This is a genomic window from Arthrobacter sp. zg-Y769 (genome assembly GCF_020907405.1).
Classification (GTDB): Bacteria; Actinomycetota; Actinomycetes; order Actinomycetales; family Micrococcaceae; genus Arthrobacter_B.
This window is the reverse complement of sequence record NZ_JAJJOE010000009.1, coordinates 296,061-313,219: the sequence shown is the minus strand read 5'-3', so window position 1 is coordinate 313,219 and position 17,159 is coordinate 296,061. Positions and strand designations below refer to the sequence as shown.

Genomic DNA, 17,159 nt, shown 5'->3' with positions numbered 1-17,159 from the left:
TACCGGGGGGACAAGTACATACAGTGAGATCGAGTTGGCGAAAGCAGTACGTGCACGCCCTGGCTTTGGTGGATGCATTGGTAGTGTTGTGGGCGATGTCCGGAGCCCTAATTCTTCGCTTTGGCACTTCCCGTGGACGTGAGCTCATAACAACCGACGGAGAGCCCTACATCGCAGTGACCGTTGTCCTCTCGGCTGTTTGGTGGGCGATGCTGGGTCTCTGGGGAAGCCGAGATGCCACGATTTTGGGTTATGGCACCGAAGAGTTCAAGCGACTGTTAAGTGCATCCTTTTGGCTTTTCGGCTTGGTCGCTACGGTCTCCTATGCCTTCAACCTGGATACTGCCCGTGGATACATAGGGGTGGCCCTGCCTGCAGGCGTATTTTCCCTGATTCTGGCACGGACATTGGTGAGGGCAACCCTCCGGGGTCAGCGACGTGGCGGTAAGAGTAGTTCTACCGTCCTCCTGATTGGAGGGATACATGGCGTTGAGCATCTTGCCCGGGCTTTGCGCAGTCAACCTATGGCGGGATACCGACCTATTGGCGGGTATGTGCCTGGTGCCTCTACCGAATCCCTCTTGGACAGTACAATCACTCTGCCGATCCTGGGGCAGGACCCCCAAATCGAGTCCATCGTGACCGCAGTTCGACAATCCGGCGTTGACGCCGTCGCACTTTCCAGCGGAGTCCCCCTTCCTCCTAGGCTGATAAGAGAGTTGGGATGGGCGCTCGCGGACATGCAAGTAAAAATGATACTGGCGCCGGCCCTGACAGATATTGCAGGTCCACGTATCCATACCCAGCCGGTAGCGGGGCTTCCATTAATCCACGTTTCTACTCCTAACCTGGGAAACGGTCAGAGGCTCCTGAAACGCGCATTTGATCTTGTTGGAGCTTCAGTGTTATTGATCTTCCTTTCCCCACTACTGGTCGCAGTTTCCGTTGCGGTGCGGTTTGATTCCGCGGGTCCAATCTTGTTTAGACAAGAACGAGTAGGCACTCAGGGACGACCGTTTCAGATGTATAAATTCCGTTCCATGGTCGTGGACGCTGAGGCACGCCTTGAGGAACTCAGCGGTCGAAATGAAGGTAATGGACTGCTATTCAAGATTAAAGCGGATCCACGCGTCACCACGGTCGGCAGGTTTTTGCGCCGGTTTAGCCTTGACGAGCTACCTCAACTCCTAAACGTCCTGAATGGGACTATGAGCTTGGTTGGTCCGCGCCCACCATTGCCTGTAGAGGTAAACCTCTACGAGAATCACGTTCACCGCCGCCTCTTGGTGCGGCCTGGCCTAACGGGCCTATGGCAGGTTAGTGGCCGGTCGTTGCTTTCATGGGACGACACTGTCCGGCTGGACCTCTACTACGTAGAGAACTGGTCCCTAGCAGGTGACATTGCGATTTTGCTAAAGACCGTGCGCGCAGTGCTTGCTCGTCATGGTGCCTACTGACCTCGGCTGACGCCGCCGATTTGATCCCGAAAGCTGGACCGTGTCTAGAAATGATGATGTCTCCGCCGTAACGGGGAAATCTCCAACCCATGCCGCAATTCCCAAAAAAGGCCGTAGGACACCAGTCCAGCGCCAGCGGAAGATTCTGATCAGGCTAGGATTGGGCCTTTTCGCACTTGCGATATTGATTTGTTCAGTAGCCTTAGCGCTAGCCCACCAGGTATCCACAGTCCGCGGTCAACTAGAGGAAGCTATGTCCTTGGCTTCCGAGCTCCGGTCCCAGTTGACCGAAGGGAGTTATCCCGAGGCTCAGCAAACGTTCACAAGTATGCAGGAACAGACCTCCGCCGCGCGGTCTACCACCACAGGACCCTTGTGGAAGGTTGCATCGGTAGTTCCCGTTCTGGGACCGAATTTCGAGGCAGTAACGGAAGTAGCAGTTTCGGCGGACGACATCGTCGCTCGAGCCGTAGCCCCATTGCTTGGACGATATGATTCCTTAGATTGGGCAGCACTTTCTCCTACAGATGGCCGGATTGACGTCGATCAGCTGAACGCGTCGGCTCCCGCTATTTCGAGCGCGGCAAATACCGTCCGGTTGTCTCACGAACGTTTGTCCTCGATCAATCTCAGTACTCTTTTGCCAGAGGTAGCAGGTCCCATCGATTCCGCAGCTAAGCAGCTCGCTTCCGTCAGTTCCGCTTTGAGCACAGCTTCCTCGGCGGCGACACTTCTCCCCGGAATGCTAGGAAGCGACGGGGAACGTAGTTACCTAGTCCTCGTGCAGAACAGTGCTGAAGCCCGTGCGACAGGCGGCATTCCGGGAGCTTTGGCAATGCTGACCACCAATGATGGTCTAATCAGCCTAAGCGACCAGAGTAGTGCTGGAGCGATCGAGGCCTTTCGACCGGCCCTTGACGTCGACCCAGAGCAGGAAAGACTGTATACAAAACGGCTCGGAACGCAGATGCAGAACGTGAACCTCACACCGCATTTCCCGACAGCGGCAGAAACCGCCAAAAGGATGTGGGAAGAACGTTATTCAGGGGAAACCGTGGACGGGGTGCTTGCTATGGACCCAGTCGTATTGGCCCATCTCTTGGAGGCCACCGGCCCGGTAGATCTCACCGATCCGGCGGTGGTAAGAGCAATCGAGGGAACGTCACTGCCCTTATCCCTGACAAAGGACAATGTTGTCAGCACTCTCCTCTCCGACGTTTACCGGGAAATTGCTGACCCGTCCGCTCAAGACGCCTACTTCGCTGCCGTGGCAGCCAGTGTTTTCTCTGCATTCACCGATGGGCAGGGAGACAGCAGCCAGCTGGTCCAGGCGTTGATCACCAGTGTCCAAGAGCACCGCCTGTATTTATGGTCCAGCGACAATGACGAGCAGGACATTATTTCGACCACTGCCTTAGCGGGTGCCGTTACGGGACCGAATGCCGGCGGCGCAAACTTTGGTGTGTACTTCAACGATGGGACTGGGGCGAAAATGGATTACTACGCCTCACGCACAGTGCAACTTGTTCAAACCTGCGAATCCAAGGGGTACAGCCGCTACAACGTACAGGTCACCGTAGTGAATTCAGCACCCCAGGACGCCGCGTCCTCACTTCCGGCCTACGTCACGGGTGCCGGAGTGTATGGAGTGGAACCCGGACACATCCGCACGAACTACGTTGTCTATGGCCCTGCACAAGCTTTGGTGGAATCAGCCCAGATCAACGGAACCGCAGTGCCCTTCGGAGCCGGTAAACACGGCCAGAGGCCCGTCGGGACGGTGACCTTGGAATTAGCCCCAGGAGAAACAGCAGTAATAGACCTCGAGTTTTCCCGAGTAGTGCAGGATTCTTTACCAAAGCTCCAAGTTACGCCTTCGGTACAAGCGGTTCGAGACGTAGTGCTCCCCGCGAAAACGAGCGAATCCTGTGAATAGTAATATGAAGTTTGTGATTGCCTATCACACAACGCTTGGAAGTAGGACCATCACCTGTTACCGTAAGAACGTTCCACTTCGCAAAAGCGTTGCGGAGGGGCGCAGGTTACCGGTAATGCTGGGAAGCGCCGGGACACATCAGTAGATCGAAATATTTCCAGGCTTGGTTTCACGGGTTCTTGGTGGGAGCCGACCGTCTATAACCACACAGTCTTTATCAATTGCACCGGGGAGTCTCACATGAAAAAAACCGTATCCGCACTAGTCCTGACCGGATCCTTGGCCTTCGTTGGCGCCGGAGCTGCCAGCGCCCTTGAAAGCTACCCCGCACCGGCCACCGGCACGGTCAGCGATAGCGTTGTCACCCCCGATTCAACTGTTGTCTTCAGCGGTGTCGGCTTCATCCCCGGCGAGGAAATCCTCGTAACCGCCACTTACGCCAACGACCCCACAGTGGTCGCTGGCACCGGTGTCAGCAGCCCGATCATCTTGGCTCAGCAGATTGGCAGCTACAACACCGTTGCCGATGCAGCCGGCAACTTTGCCGTTGAGGTAACGCTCGGCGAGCCCGGAACCTACACCCTGACTGCCACCGGCGTGGAGTCGGGCAAGGTAGTCACCAGCACCGTCGTTGTTGAAGCCGAGGGTACGGGTGCCGGAACCGGCGCGAACGCGTCCGCCGACGGCGGCCTTGCCGACACCGGCGCGGACTCCGCCATGATGCTCTGGGGTGCCGCAGGCGTCCTGGCACTGGGTGCCGGCGTCGCCTCCGTGGCTGTCGCCCGCCGCAAGAATGCCTAACTAGCCGCTTCGCAGCCGCTCACAGCGGCCGACCTATTATGCAAGAGGGGGAGGGTGGAAACCATTTGGTTTCCACCCTCCCCCTCATTGCCGCCACTCTTGGTGATCACCGAGCAAGGGCGGATATCACCACCACTGCCGTAACCAGAACAAGAGCGGCAATCCCTGCATATGTGACCCATTCCCCGCGAGTTCGGCGCGGACGCCTACGGCGCCATTCTCTCCTCGGTTCAGCTGTGCTCATGGCACTGAAGCTATGACGATATTTTTATCTTGCAAACAGTAATTCCTACTGGTCCTCCGACCCGGCGGTACCTAGAACCACTCTGCGTTTCTGCTTGCGCCCTTGGAAGCGATAGGATATTAGGGTCTTTGAGTTAGCGAACCAATGGGGGAAATGTGCGTCTTTCGGTTATCGGCTGCGGTTATTTGGGAGCAGTCCACGCCGCCTCCATGGCAAAGCTGGGACACGACGTTGTTGGGATTGACGTCGACCAGGCCAAGATAGACGAACTGGCTGCAGGCCGTGCTCCGTTCTTCGAACCGGGACTGCCAGAGCTCCTGGCCGCATCGCAGGCAACCGGCCGCCTGCGCTTCAGTACCAACTTGGCGGACGCCGCCGGGGCGGATGTCCACTTTGTCTGCGTGGGCACTCCCCAGCGGAAGGGCGAATACGCCGCCGACCTGCGGTACGTGGACGCCGCCGTCGCCGGTTTGGCGCCGTATTTGAAGCCCGGCAACATCGTGGTGGGCAAATCCACCGTCCCGGTCGGCACCGCCGCACGCCTGGCCGACCAGCTGGCCGACGACGCACCCGGCGCCGTCCTCGCCTGGAACCCCGAGTTCCTGCGCGAGGGCCACGCCGTGCAGGACACCCTTTCCCCGGACCGGTTTGTCTACGGCGTGCCCGACGGCGAGACCGGCACCGCCGCCGTCGCCGCGCTCGACGAGGTGTACGCCACTCCCCTCTCCGCCGGCACCCCGCGCATGGTGGTGGACTACGCCACGGCGGAACTGGTGAAGACCGCCGCGAACTCCTTCCTCGCCACCAAGATCAGCTTCATCAACGCCATGGCCGAGGTCTGCGAGGCCTCAGGAGCCGATGTCACTGCACTCGCCGACGCCATCGGCATGGACGAGCGCATCGGGCGGAGCTTCCTGAACGCCGGCGTCGGGTTCGGCGGCGGCTGCCTGCCGAAGGACATCCGCGCCTTCATGGCCCGTGCCGGGGAGCTGGGCGCCGACCAGGCGCTGACCTTCCTCCGCGAGGTGGACGCCATCAACATGCGCCGCCGCTCCAAGGTGGTCGAAATGACACGCGATATCTGCGGCGGCTCCCTGCTGGGCAAGCGGGTGACCATCCTGGGTGCAGCCTTCAAGCCGGAGAGCGACGACGTGCGGGACTCCCCCGCGCTCAGCGCCGCCGCGCAGATGCAGCTCCAGGGTGCCACGGTCACGGTGACCGATCCACAGGCCCTCCAGAATGCCAAGGGCCGCTTCCCTGAACTGAACTATGAGCCGGTCACCGAAAACGCCCTACTGGGCGCCCACGCCGTGGTGCTGCTGACCGAGTGGAAGGAATACCGGGCCCTGGACCCGGCCGCCGTCGGACCGCTGGTCACGGACATGAACATTATCGACGGCCGCAACGTCCTCGACCCGGCAGCCTGGCGGGACGCCGGCTGGACCTACCGCGGTATGGGCCGGCCGTAGCACTAAGCCCGGGAGCGCCGACCACCGGCGCCGGCTCCCCGGGAAACCCGTCAGTTTGCCGCCAGCAGCGCTTCTTCCAAGGCAACCCAGGCGAGCATGGCGCACTTGACCCGCGCCGGGTAGCGGGCCACGCCCGCGAAGGCCGCGGCGTCGCCGAGCACTTCCTCATACGGTTCGATGCTGCCCCGCGACCGCATCAGCGTGCGGAATTCGTCCACCAGGTGGAGTACGTCGTCCCGTTCCAGACCGGCCGCAAGTTCGGTCAGCACCGAGGCGGACGCCATCGAGATGGAGCAGCCCTGCCCCTCCCAGCTGATGCTGTCCAGGGTGGAACCGTCCATGGCGGCGCGCAGCGTGATCTCGTCACCGCAGGTGGGGTTCAGCTGGTGCGACTGTCCCGCAGCCATGCCGGCCGGGGCGTCAACCAGCCCGTCGCCCCGGCGGCGCTTGGCGTGTTCCAGGATGATCTGCTGGTACAGCTGCTGCAGGTCCGAGCTCATTTACTTCACTCCAAAGAAGGGACGGACGCCGGCAACCGCGGCAAGGAACGCATCGACGTCGTCGGTGGTGTTGTAGAGGTAGGTGCTCGCACGGGTGGTGGAGACCAGCCCCAGCCGGCGGTGCAGCGGCTGGGCACAGTGGTGGCCCACCCGGACGGCAATCCCCTGGTCGTCCAGGAACTGGCCCACATCGTGGGAGTGGACGCCGTCGACGTCGAACGCCGCCAGGCCGATCCGCTCCACTCCGGCGCGGGGGCCCAGCACCCGGATGCCGTCAATGGCCTCCAGGCCCAAGACCAGGCGCTGGCCGAGCAGGGCTTCCCAGGCGTGGATGCGGTCCATGCCGGTCTCGGTGAGGTAGTTCGCCGCCGTACCCAGGGCCATGGCCTGCGAGATCCGCTGCGTTCCGGCCTCGAACCGCTGGGGTGGGGGCAGGTACTCGGCCTTCTCCATGGTTACCGTGGTGATCATGGAGCCGCCGGTGAGGAAAACAGGCATCGCATTCAGCAGCTCTGACTTGCCGTAGAGGGCGCCGATGCCGGTTGGGCCGAGCATCTTATGGCCGGAGAAGACCAGGAAGTCGACGTCGAGGGCCTTCACATCCACAGGCAGGTGGGGCACCGACTGGCACGCATCAAGCACCACCAGGGCGCCGTGGCGGCGGGCCATGGCGACCAGGGTGCCCACCGGGTTGATGGTGCCCAGCACGTTGGAGGCATGGGAAAAGGCCAGGATCCTGGTGCGCGGGCCGATGATCCGCTCGGCCTCCTCCAGCCGCAGCGCGCCGTCGTCGTCCACCGGAATGTAGCGCAGCTCCGCGCCGGTGCGGGCGGCCAGTTCCTGCCACGGAATCAGGTTGGCGTGGTGCTCCATCTCGGTGACGACGATTTCATCGCCGGGCTTCAGGGCGAACCGGGCAGCTGCCTCGCCGCCGCGCCCCGCGGAGGCATTGGAGAAGGAGTAGGCCAGCAGGTTCAGGCCCTCGGTGGCGTTGGAGGTCCACACCAGCTCATTGGGGCGGGCGTTGATGAAGGCCGCCACGGTTTCGCGGGCCTGTTCGTAAACGTCGGTGGCGGCAACGGCCAGGGTGTGGGCGCCGCGGTGGACAGCGGAATTCCGCTGCTCGTAGAACTCCTGCTCGGCCTCGATCACGCTCAGCGGGTTCTGGGACGTGGCACCGGAGTCCAGGTAAACCAGGCGGTGCCCGTTCACCTTCTGGTCGAGGATCGGGAAGTCGTTCCGGATCCGTTCCACCTCGGCGTTGTCCATGGGACCGCCGACACGGCGCAGGCTGGCGGGAGTGGATACAACAGGCACGAATACTCCTCAACTAGAGACCGCCCAACACCCTCTGGGCATTACGCAAAACAAGTCTGCGCTAATCATTCCACGGTGTGAACACCGGATGCATCTGAGTCCAGCCTTAGTTCCACGGCCCTGCCCGGGCGTGCGGCTCCGCAGTTACTTGTGAGTACAGCCCTGGGCCGGTCCAGATGCACGGAATTACGCGGATCGAGTGCACCGGTCCACCCGTTTTTAGCGGTCTGACTCTTGACCTGCGGGAAAACCCTTCCCCGATTACGGCTGCCTCCCTATGGTCACCCCTAGGTCTCATAGATTTCGAGGTACACATGCGTAAGTCTCCTCCCCGGACCGGTACCGGGGGCCCTTCCCGGACGTCCCAAAGACGCACCGTGTACATCGGGGCGGCAATAGTCGTGGCCGGCCTTCTCGGTTTTGCAGCCTGGACTACCCTTCCGCCCGCTGCCGGACGCAGTGCGGATCCCCGCGACGCGTCAGGTGCCGCTCCGGTTGCCGAAAAGCCGCCTGCTACCCGCGGACCTGTGGAAGCAAGCCCCGGGACCGGTATCGAGGCCCCCGGCACCGAAGCCGGTGCCGCCCCCGTGCCGGAGGGCACCCCGCCCCCGGCCCTGGAGGAGCTGCCTGAACCCGCCCGCGAGGTCCTGCTGGACTTCATCGACACAGCCGCAGCCATGCAGGTGCACCCGAACGAAAACGCCCGAGCGGCCGCACCGGATTACTCCCAGATCGCCGACGGATCCGCGCTCGGCGAGCTCACGGGACAGTTCGAGGAATTCCAGGACAACGGATGGGTCCAGTCCGGTCCGGCCAAAGTGCTGTCCGTGCAGGCGGTTCAGGATCTGGAAGCAGAGGGCGGCCCGGTCCGGAGGCTGTCCATCTGCATCGACTCCAGTGCCATGGAGTTGAAGGACCAGGCCGGGCAGGTACTGCTGGCAGCCGCGGAACCGGGTACCAGAACAGCCCTCAATTACTACGACCTCCAGGAACGCGACGGTGTCTGGAAAGTCGTATCCCACAGTTTTCCGGACGACCCTGCCTGCTGATCCCCTGCCCAAAAGGACTAACCATGAAAAACCTGCTCCGCCCCGGGAGATCCGCCGCATTGTGTGCGGCCCTGGCCGCGCTCGCCACCACCGCCACACTGGCTACCGCCCTTCCGGCCAGCACGGCGGAACCGGCTGCGGTCGACGGGGCATCCTCGGCATCGGCGGCCGCCTCCTGCTGGGAGATCAAGCAGGCCAACCCGGCTGCGCCCTCCGGTGTGTACTGGCTGCTCACGCCGGCGATGGCCGCTCCGGAGCAGTTCTACTGCGACCAGGTAACCGACGGCGGCGGCTGGGTGCTTATCGGACGCGGCCGCGAAGGGTGGAAGGAACTTTACGAAGGCGTCGGGACTCCCGCCCAGGTACGCGGCACCGTCACCGGCACGGGAGCCTTCACCCCCCGGCAGCTTTCTTCGACGCTGATTGACGGGCTGCTCAACGGACAGGCACCCGACAAGCTGGAGGACGGCGTCCGGCTGCGGCGGGCACTGGATACGACGGGCAGCAGCTGGCAGGAGGTGCGGTACCGCACCGCCAACCAGCCGCGCTGGTCCTGGGCGCTGGGATCGGCCACCCCGGTCACCTCCGGCAGCTTCGACTCCACGGAATTCACCGGTGGCCGGACCTCCGGTTTCGGAGCGGACCAGAACTTTGCGCGGCTAGTGACCTCCGAATCCGAGGCGCAGGGCTGGACGCAGGGCTTCGCCTACGGCAGCCAGGCCCGCGGCGAGAACTCGGCCTCCACCTATCTCTGGTCCAAGACGGCCACCGCGGGTAACCCGCGCCCGTTCACCCAGATGTACCTGCGGCCCAAGCTGACCCAGGCCAACGCGGGGTTCGCTGCCCTTCCGGCGTCCGGTGCACCCGGCTACAACCAGCAGGCCCGCCCGGAGACCGGTGCCGCGCCCACAGCGTGGGGTGTAGCGGAGCTGGCCGGCGGTTCCGGCGAACTGAACACCGAAGTGCAGGCCTTCGCGCAGATCGGCAACACCGTCTACGTGGCGGGGAACTTCCGCTACGTCCAAAAGGACTCCGCCGGCACCGGACGGGTGGAGCAGTCCTACCTCGCCGGTTTCGATGTGAATACGGGCGAATGGATTTCGGGTTTCCGGCCCCGGCTCAACGGCCAGGTCAAGGCCCTGGCCGTACTCCCCAACGGAACCCTTGCCATCGGCGGCACCTTCAGCACGCTGGACGGTTCCCCCGTCGGTGCGGTCACCGCCATAGATCCAGTCAGCGGTGCCGCCGCCCCGGGGTGGCGGCTCGGCGTCGAAAACCGGGTCAGCGGCGGTGCGGTACAAATCCGCAGCCTCGAGGTGCGGGAGGGCTGGCTGTACGTCGGCGGTGCCTTCACGCACCTCACCGGCGCCGCCGGCAACCCCGTCTACGCGAGGTCCGCAGCAAGGGTGGCAGCAGCCACCGGCCAGCCGGACGGCACCTGGAACCCGGCCTTCAACGGCACGGTAGTGGACGTGGACCCCGCAGCGGACGGCCAGCGTCTTTACGCCGCCGGCTACTTCAGCACGTCAAACACGGCCAGCGCCTACCGGGCCGCGGCCATCCGTACCGAAGCCGGAGCCGCAGTTGTGCCCTGGAACTTCGTCCCCAGCTCGGGAGAACGGGCGGGATACCAGCAGGGCATTGAGGAAGTGGGCAACCGCGTATGGGTGGGCGGTGCGGAGCACTCCCTCTTCAGCTTCGACGCCGCCAGCCTCACCCGCCAATCCACGAACATCACGTTGTCCGGCGGCGACTTCCAGGATGTCAGCGCGGCCAACGGCATTGTCTACGGCTCCTGCCACTGCGGACACTGGAACTACAGCGGCGCCTCCACCTGGCCCAGCGTCGGATCGAATTTCCAGATGGCGGACAAAATCAACCTGATCGGCGCCTGGCACGCCGGCACCGGTGAGTACATTCCGGCGTTCAACCCGGTGATGAAGGGACGGGCCGGGTACGGAATCTGGTCCGCCTTTGTGGACAGCCGCGGCATCCTGTGGGCCGGCGGAGACCTGGTGTCCTCCGTGTCCTCCGCCGGCACGAGCCAGTGGTCGGGAGGCTACGCCCGGTTTGCCCCCGCCGATGCCACTGCCCCTTCCACTCCGGGCGGGTTCACCGTCAACAGCGCCGGCGGAAACGACACACTCCGCTGGTCCGCCGCCGCCGGATCACCGGCTCTCTACCATGTGCTGCGCAATGACCGCGTGGTAGCCACCACTACGGCCACCACCTTCTCGCTGCCCGCCGTCGCCGGGGCCCGTTACTATGTCCGCGCTGCAGACGCCGCCGGCAATTATTCGGCGACGACGGCGGCGGCGGTCCCGGCCGGGGGCGGTGCACCTGCTCCACCCGCCGAGTCCCTGATCGCCGCCGGGAGCCAGTGGAAGTACCGGTTCAGCGGCGAGGCACCTCCGGCCGGCTGGACCGGCACCGCCTTCAATGACGCGGGCTGGAGCACCGGAACGGCCGCGTTCGGCTGGGGCACCACGGGACTGGGCACAACCCTGACGGCCGGCGGCACCAAACCGCTTTCCAGCCATTTCCGCAAAACCGTCTCGATTTCCGACCCGTCGCAACTGGCGTCGGTGACCTTGACGACGAGGGCCGACGACGGCCTGGTGGTCTATGTGAACGGCGTGGAGGTAGCGCGGGCCAACATGCCGGCCGGAACCCCCAACCACAACACTTATGCCACCGCCGCCCCCGGAACGGCCGCAGCCCTGGCCGCACCCGTGGTGGTCACTGTTCCCGGCAGCGCGTTTACTGCCGGCGCCAACGTGATCAGTGCGGAGGTCCATTCCAACTACCGCGCGACCCCGAACACCAGTTTCGACCTCACTGCGACCGTGAATCCGCGCCGATGAGGTCCGCAACCCGGAGTGGGGGCAGAGCGACTGCCGGCGGGCGGCAGCCCAATGGGCCACTGTCCTTCCGCGCCGCCCTGGCGCAGATGGACAAGGCGCAGAAGCCGGGGGCAGGTGTTCCGGCCTATACCCGTTGGATCAACCGCCGGCTGGCGCGTTATGCCGCCGCTGCCGCCGTCGCCCTGCGGGTCTCCCCGAACCTGGTGACGGCAGCGAGCGCCGTGTTGTCCCTGTGCGGGCTCTGGCTGCTGCTCCTGCGGCCGCCCGGGGCCATCACAGGATTGGCTGCCGCCGTGCTGCTCGCGGCTGGCTACGTCCTGGACTCCGCCGACGGGCAGGTGGCACGGGTGACAGGCCGCGGCGGTCCGGCAGGTGAATGGCTGGACCACGTGGTGGATGCCGTCCGGACCCCGGCCATCCATCTGGCTGTACTGGGCGGATGGGCTCTCCACACCGATGCTTCCCGCCTGGTGCTGGTGCTGCCGCTGCTGTACTGCCTGCTGTCGGCCGGGCACTTCATGAGCCAGATCCTCGCGGAGCAGCTGGTCCGCCGGCACGGGCCGGACCACCGCCCGGAGCCGTCGCCGTCGCCGCTGCGTTCCTTCCTGCTGCTGCCTGCCGATACAGGTGTCCTGTGCTGGGTGTTTGCCTGCTGGGGAAGCGAGGAGGCGTTCCTCGTCGCCTATGGATGCCTGTTCCTGTTCAACCTTTTGGCCGGCGCTGCTTCCATGCGCCGCAAGTACCGCACCTTGGTCTCGTTGTGAAAGGAATCCTGCCGTGAACAACCCCAGCCTCCCGCCCGTGAGCGTGGTGATCACTACGGTGGACCGGCCGGCCCTCCTGCGCCATGCCGTACGCGCCGCCCTTGCACAGGACTATGCCGGGGAGGTGGAGGTTCTTGTTGTCTTCGACAGTCCCCGGGTGGACCCGCTCGGGGACCTTCGGGTGCCGCCGCGCCGGACGCTGGCCGTTTTGTCCAACAGCCGCTCCCCCGGCCTTGCCGGTGCCCGCAATACCGGCATCCTCGCGTCCGCCGGTGGATACGTGGCCTTCTGCGACGACGACGACGCGTGGGAACGTACGAAGCTGCGCCTCCAGCTTGCCGCCTGGCGCGGGGACACCGCGGCGGTGGCAATCGGCACGGGCCTCCGGCTCATCTCGGATACCTCCATAACAACCCGCACCCCTCCGCCGACTGTCGGATTCGAGGATCTGCTCCGCTCGCGGGTTACCGCCGTCCATACCTCGTCCCTGCTGTATCGGCGGTCCGACCTTACGGGCCGGGTCGGGCTGGTAGACGAAACGCTGCCCGCCTCCTACGGGGAGGATTATGACCTGCTCCTGCGGGCCACCCGCTTCGGTCACGTCCGCTGCGTGCAGGAACCCCTGGTGCTGGTGCGCTGGGGCGAACACTCGATGTACGCCGGAAAGTGGGAGATGCTCGCCGCCGGCCTGACGTATCTGCTGCGGAAGTTTCCCGAGTTCTCCACCAGTCGGGCCGGGACCGCCCGGATTGCCGGGCAGGTAGCCTTCGCGCACGCCGCACTGGGACATCGAAAGGAAGCCTGGCAGTGGGCCCGCAGCGCCCTGCGGCGCGATCCCGGCCAGGCACGGGCCTACGCTGCCGTCCTCGTTGCCGCCGGGGCCGTTTCCGCTGACTCCCTGCTGGCGTTCGTGCAGAAGAGGGGGCGAGGGGTTTGAGTACCGCTGTATTGGGGCGGCGGGACCTGCACTTTTCGTCTCCGGCACATGCGGTGATCCGGCGCCCGCTTCCGGCCTGGCCGTTGATGCTGCTGCTGATTGGTTTCCCCCTGTGGTGGGCGCTGGGAGCGGCTGCCTTTATGCCGTTGATACTGGCGGGAGTCATGGCGGTGCTGATGCTCAGCCGCGGCGGCATTGTGCTGGTTCCGGGCGTCCTGCCGTGGGCCGCGTTCCTGGTCTGGGTAGGTGCAGCCGGCATCAACCTGCTCTCCGGAGCTTCCCTGCTGGCCTACGGGCAGCGCAGCGGGATCCTATTGGCAGTGGGAATTTTCCTGCTGTACGTCATCAATGCCCGGGAGAACCTGCCGGTGCGCAAGGTGGTTTACGGCCTGCTGGCAATGTGGCTGGCGATGATCCTCCTCGGCATCACCGCCATCTACTTCCCCGACTACCGCCTCACCACTCCCGTGGGACTGCTCGTTCCGGATGCCCTGCTCGAAAATCCCCTGGTACGTAACCTGGTATTACCTCCCCTGGCCGAGGTCCAACACCCCGGAGGCGCCCCCGAAGCCTTCAACCGCCCCGCTGCACCGTTTCCCTACGCCAACAGCTGGGGCGTGATGTTTGCGGTCCTGACCCCGGTGGTCTGTGCCGCCGTTGCCCTGGCCCGTTCGCCCCTCACCAAGGCCCTGCTGGTGCTGGGCATGGCAGTGTCCTTCTGGCCGGCGCTGGCAACCAGCAACCGGGGAATGCTCGTGGGCCTGGGCGCCGCCGTGGTCTACGTGGTTCTACGGCTGGCCTTCCGGGGACGGCTCGCGGCGGCAGCCCTGGGCCTTGCCGGGATGCTGCTGGCCGGCGGAACCATCGTGGCAACAGGCTCGCTGCAGCACATCCTGGACCGCCAGCTGTACAGCGACAGCACCACCGGACGCCTGAGCCTGTATCTGCAGACCTGGAAGGCAACCCTGGAACAGCCGCTGCTGGGCTACGGCACGCCACGCCTGGAGGAGACCATCGGAGTCTCCCTGGGAACGCAGGGTTACCTCTGGATGCTGATGTTCTCCTACGGCCTGGTGGGACTGTGCCTGTTCCTCTATTTCCTGGCCGGTGCCGTCCTTCGTACCTGGCCTACCCCGTCCACCGCCGGTTTGTGGCTGCACAGTGTTCCTGTGGCCGCGTTGGTGATGATCCCCTTCTACGGGTTTGACGTGATGCAGCTGACCGCGGTGTTTGTGGTCCTCGCCGTGCTCCTGCGCGGCCGCTACGGGGCGGCGTGAGCGTCGCTGCGCGGCCGGACGAAGGGCCGCACGCAGCTCCGGGCCGCACGCTCGCCCGCACGGGAGCGGTTTCACTGCTCCTGGTGCTCACAGGATCCGCCCTGGCCTTCGGCACCACTCTGCTGGTGAGCAACCGGCTGGGTGCTGAAGGGGCAGGCGTCTTTTTCCAAATCAGTGCAGCCTTCGCCATCCTCACCACCCTTTGCACCTTTGGTGCCGACACAGGGCTGGTGCGGTTCCTGGCCGCAGGGCGGGCGACGGGCCGGGAACACGACGCTGCAGCCCTGCTGTCCACGGCACTGATTCCGGTTGCCGCTGCGTCAACCGGAGCCGCCGTTGTCCTGTGGGTGGCGGCTCCTGCCGTGGCGGACCTCTGGGCGGCCGACGCCGAAGCCGGCATCCGTACCGCAGCCCCGTTCATCGTCGTCGGCAGCCTCATGACCGTCCTGTTCGGCGCCCTCCGGGGAAGCGGCGAAATAGTCCGGTTCGCAGCGCTGCAGAACCTGGCCCTGCCCCTGCTTCGACTGGCCGGGCTCTGCGCCGCCATCGGGATAGGCGCCGGCATTGGAACGCTGTCGGTTGCCTGGGCGGTTCCCGTGCTAATCGTCGGCGCGGCGGCGGGCCTGCTCCTGCGGCGCACACTGCGGCACCATCGCGCCTCCCCTGCGGCGGGCCGGAACCCTGCCGGGCAGGGCAGCCGCCCGTCCCGGCGGTCGTTCTGGTCCTTTTCCTCCGCGCGCGGAGTGAGCTCCGGGGTGGAGGTTCTGCTCGAGTGGATCGGTGTGCTGGCCGTGGCGGTTTTCCTCGGCCCCGCCGCGGCGGGCGTCTACGGCGTGGTCAACCGCTGCATCAGGCTGGGAAGCATGCTGGACCACACAGCCCGGATTGTCTCCGGCCCGGCGCTCAGTGCGGCGCTCGCCGTCGGTGACACGGCCTCGGCGGCGAGGCTCTTCAACTCGGTCACCCGGCTGCTGATCCTCGGGGCGTGGCCGCTGTATCTGGTGTATCTCCTCTTCGGCGCTCCCGTCCTGCGGATCTTCGGCGAGGGGTTCGACGCCGGCTCCGGCGTGTTCACCGTCATTGCAGCCACTATGCTGCTGGTGGTTTCCGCAGGCGGAGTGCAGAGCGTGCTGCTGATGTCGGGGCGCAGCCGCTGGCAGCTCCTTAACAAGCTCGCGGCCCTTGCTGTGGCAGTAACTTTAAACCTGCTCCTGGTTCCCGCGCTGGGCCTGTACGGCGCCGTGATCGCCTGGTCTTCCGCCGCATTGGTGGACGCCGGCCTCGCCGCCGTCCAGGTCCGGTTCTTCCTCGGTATCGGGCTCCGGCCCGGCGTGGTGGCCCTCCCGGCAGCCCTGGCGCTTGCCGTCTTCGGTGCCGGCGGCTGGGCGCTGCGGCTGGCAACCGGTCCCACGCTCCCCGGATTGTTCCTGCTGCTGGTGTGCGGCGGTGCAGTCTATGCGGGGCTGGTGGCCGTCCTGCGGCGACCGTTGGGTTTGGCCTCGCTAACCGCGAACCCAGGCCTGCCGGAACCGGCGGAGGACATGCCCGTGGGCCGGCGCTGAGGCAAGGTCCGCGACGACCCGGTCCAGCACCCGGACCGCATCGGCGCCGCCGGGTACCCGGGGAACCGTCCGTGCCTGTTCCGGGCTCCGCAGCACGGCGTCGCCCAACTGGATCAGCTGTTCCAGCCGAGTGGCCATCACCGCTTCGCCCCGCTCTTCCATGGCCTTGGTGAAAGCGACCTGGTGGGCATCCACCACCTCGTTAAGCTCCGGCAGCCGCGGGACCACCAATGGAATACGGCCTGCTTCCCTGGCATCAAGGATCGAACCGGGACCGCCCTGCACCACCACCAGATCGGCTTCCCGATACAGGTCCAGGAGTTCCGGGCGGGGCATACGGTCCACGCCTTTAGCCAGCTTCGGGACTGCGCTGGAGCCGTGCTGCACCAGGCAGGACGGCGGCTCCTCGAACAGGCCGAGCCAGTGGTCGGTCCAGTGAACCAGACGGTCAAACCGGTGGTGGTCGGTACCGAGGGAGACGACAATCCGATATTTCGGGGAATTCACAGCAGTGGTCCAATGTTTATGGCCTCGGGATAGAACTTTCTCTGCTCTTCCCACTGAATACAAAAAACGTCGGCAAGCGGATAGCAAATCCGCCCGCTGAGTGTAGGCATGGTGATCCGGTCAAGGCATTCAATATAGACGGTACTAATCCCCAATAATTTCGCCGTTATAAAGAACGGAACACTGATACCGGCGCCTGCGGAAATAAGTATGTCAGGCCGAAAGCGCCTAATGGTCGGCCAGGACAAAAACAGGTTCCGCACTGCATTCGGAATATTGCGGGTAGTGGGAAAATGCGCCCACACCACGCTCTCGCCGGACAGTGCGCCCTCCACTTCGCTTTGGCGAACGGTGACCCACTGGCGCTCCTGCTTTCCCCACCATGGACTCAGGGGAAGCAACTGCGCCAAATGCCCGCCGCCGGAACTCACCAACAGGACCCTCATGCCATTTCCTTCCCCACGCGTGCCGGCCA

14 protein-coding genes are annotated in these 17,159 nt (G+C 64.8%); 10 read left to right on the top strand and 4 right to left on the bottom strand.

Annotated features, from left to right (window positions below):
- Positions 1 to 23: 23 nt before the first annotated feature.
- The 4 genes from LOC60_RS10310 (at position 24) to LOC60_RS10295 (ending at position 5,907) form a co-directional block, all read left to right on the top strand.
- Positions 24 to 1,457 (top strand): sugar transferase, encoded by a 1,434-nt coding sequence (locus tag LOC60_RS10310; protein WP_331460804.1) that lies wholly within the window; start codon positions 24 to 26, stop codon positions 1,455 to 1,457.
- Between the two features lie 742 nt (positions 1,458 to 2,199).
- The gene (locus LOC60_RS10305; RefSeq protein ID WP_231713372.1) at positions 2,200 to 3,393 is read left to right on the top strand and encodes a DUF4012 domain-containing protein; all 1,194 of its coding nucleotides are present in this window, start codon (positions 2,200 to 2,202) and stop codon (positions 3,391 to 3,393) included.
- A gap of 240 nt (positions 3,394 to 3,633) precedes the next feature.
- Entirely contained in the window at positions 3,634 to 4,194 is a 561-nt protein-coding gene (locus LOC60_RS10300; RefSeq protein ID WP_230024856.1) for a peptidase, read from the top strand.
- A 399-nt stretch (positions 4,195 to 4,593) separates the two neighbouring features.
- Positions 4,594 to 5,907, top strand: a complete 1,314-nt coding sequence (locus tag LOC60_RS10295) for a UDP-glucose dehydrogenase family protein (protein ID WP_230024854.1) — start codon at positions 4,594 to 4,596, stop codon at positions 5,905 to 5,907.
- 50 nt (positions 5,908 to 5,957) lie between these two features.
- On the opposite strand, the gene sufU is transcribed toward LOC60_RS10295, so the two are convergent.
- Both sufU and LOC60_RS10285 read right to left on the bottom strand, forming a co-directional pair.
- On the bottom strand, positions 5,958 to 6,407 hold the full coding sequence (gene sufU, locus LOC60_RS10290; RefSeq protein ID WP_230024852.1) for a Fe-S cluster assembly sulfur transfer protein SufU: 450 nt from the start codon (positions 6,405 to 6,407) through the stop codon (positions 5,958 to 5,960).
- Positions 6,408 to 7,724: an aminotransferase class V-fold PLP-dependent enzyme gene (locus LOC60_RS10285; RefSeq protein WP_331460803.1), complete on the bottom strand. Its 1,317-nt coding sequence runs from the start codon at positions 7,722 to 7,724 to the stop codon at positions 6,408 to 6,410.
- Positions 7,725 to 8,101: 377 nt separating this feature from the next.
- On the opposite strand from LOC60_RS10285, the gene LOC60_RS10280 reads away from it, so the two are divergent.
- From LOC60_RS10280 to LOC60_RS10255, 6 genes are all read left to right on the top strand, one after another.
- Positions 8,102 to 8,773 (top strand): hypothetical protein, encoded by a 672-nt coding sequence (locus tag LOC60_RS10280; RefSeq protein ID WP_230024850.1) that lies wholly within the window; start codon positions 8,102 to 8,104, stop codon positions 8,771 to 8,773.
- 23 nt (positions 8,774 to 8,796) lie between these two features.
- The gene (locus LOC60_RS10275; protein ID WP_230024848.1) at positions 8,797 to 11,637 is read left to right on the top strand and encodes a fibrinogen-like YCDxxxxGGGW domain-containing protein; all 2,841 of its coding nucleotides are present in this window, start codon (positions 8,797 to 8,799) and stop codon (positions 11,635 to 11,637) included.
- Between the two features lie 86 nt (positions 11,638 to 11,723).
- A complete protein-coding gene (locus tag LOC60_RS10270) occupies positions 11,724 to 12,401 on the top strand; it encodes a CDP-alcohol phosphatidyltransferase family protein (RefSeq protein WP_230024846.1) in 678 nt (225 codons plus the stop codon).
- Positions 12,402 to 12,414: 13 nt separating this feature from the next.
- Positions 12,415 to 13,338 carry a glycosyltransferase family 2 protein gene (locus tag LOC60_RS10265; protein WP_230024844.1) on the top strand — a complete coding sequence of 308 codons (924 nt, stop codon included), beginning with the start codon at positions 12,415 to 12,417 and terminating at the stop codon, positions 13,336 to 13,338.
- Positions 13,335 to 14,615: an O-antigen ligase family protein gene (locus LOC60_RS10260; RefSeq protein ID WP_230024842.1), complete on the top strand. Its 1,281-nt coding sequence runs from the start codon at positions 13,335 to 13,337 to the stop codon at positions 14,613 to 14,615. The genes LOC60_RS10265 and LOC60_RS10260 overlap by 4 nt, the downstream gene beginning before the upstream one ends.
- On the top strand, positions 14,612 to 16,177 hold the full coding sequence (locus LOC60_RS10255; RefSeq protein ID WP_230024840.1) for a lipopolysaccharide biosynthesis protein: 1,566 nt from the start codon (positions 14,612 to 14,614) through the stop codon (positions 16,175 to 16,177). Before LOC60_RS10260 ends, LOC60_RS10255 begins: the two co-directional genes overlap by 4 nt.
- On the opposite strand, the gene LOC60_RS10250 is transcribed toward LOC60_RS10255, so the two are convergent.
- A complete protein-coding gene (locus LOC60_RS10250) occupies positions 16,118 to 16,684 on the bottom strand; it encodes a glycosyltransferase (RefSeq protein WP_230024838.1) in 567 nt (188 codons plus the stop codon). The two genes, LOC60_RS10255 and LOC60_RS10250, sit on opposite strands and share 60 nt — an antisense overlap.
- Positions 16,681 to 17,130 (bottom strand): PssD/Cps14F family polysaccharide biosynthesis glycosyltransferase, encoded by a 450-nt coding sequence (gene pssD / locus LOC60_RS10245; protein ID WP_230024836.1) that lies wholly within the window; start codon positions 17,128 to 17,130, stop codon positions 16,681 to 16,683. The genes LOC60_RS10250 and pssD overlap by 4 nt, the downstream gene beginning before the upstream one ends.
- Positions 17,131 to 17,159 lie beyond the last annotated feature (29 nt).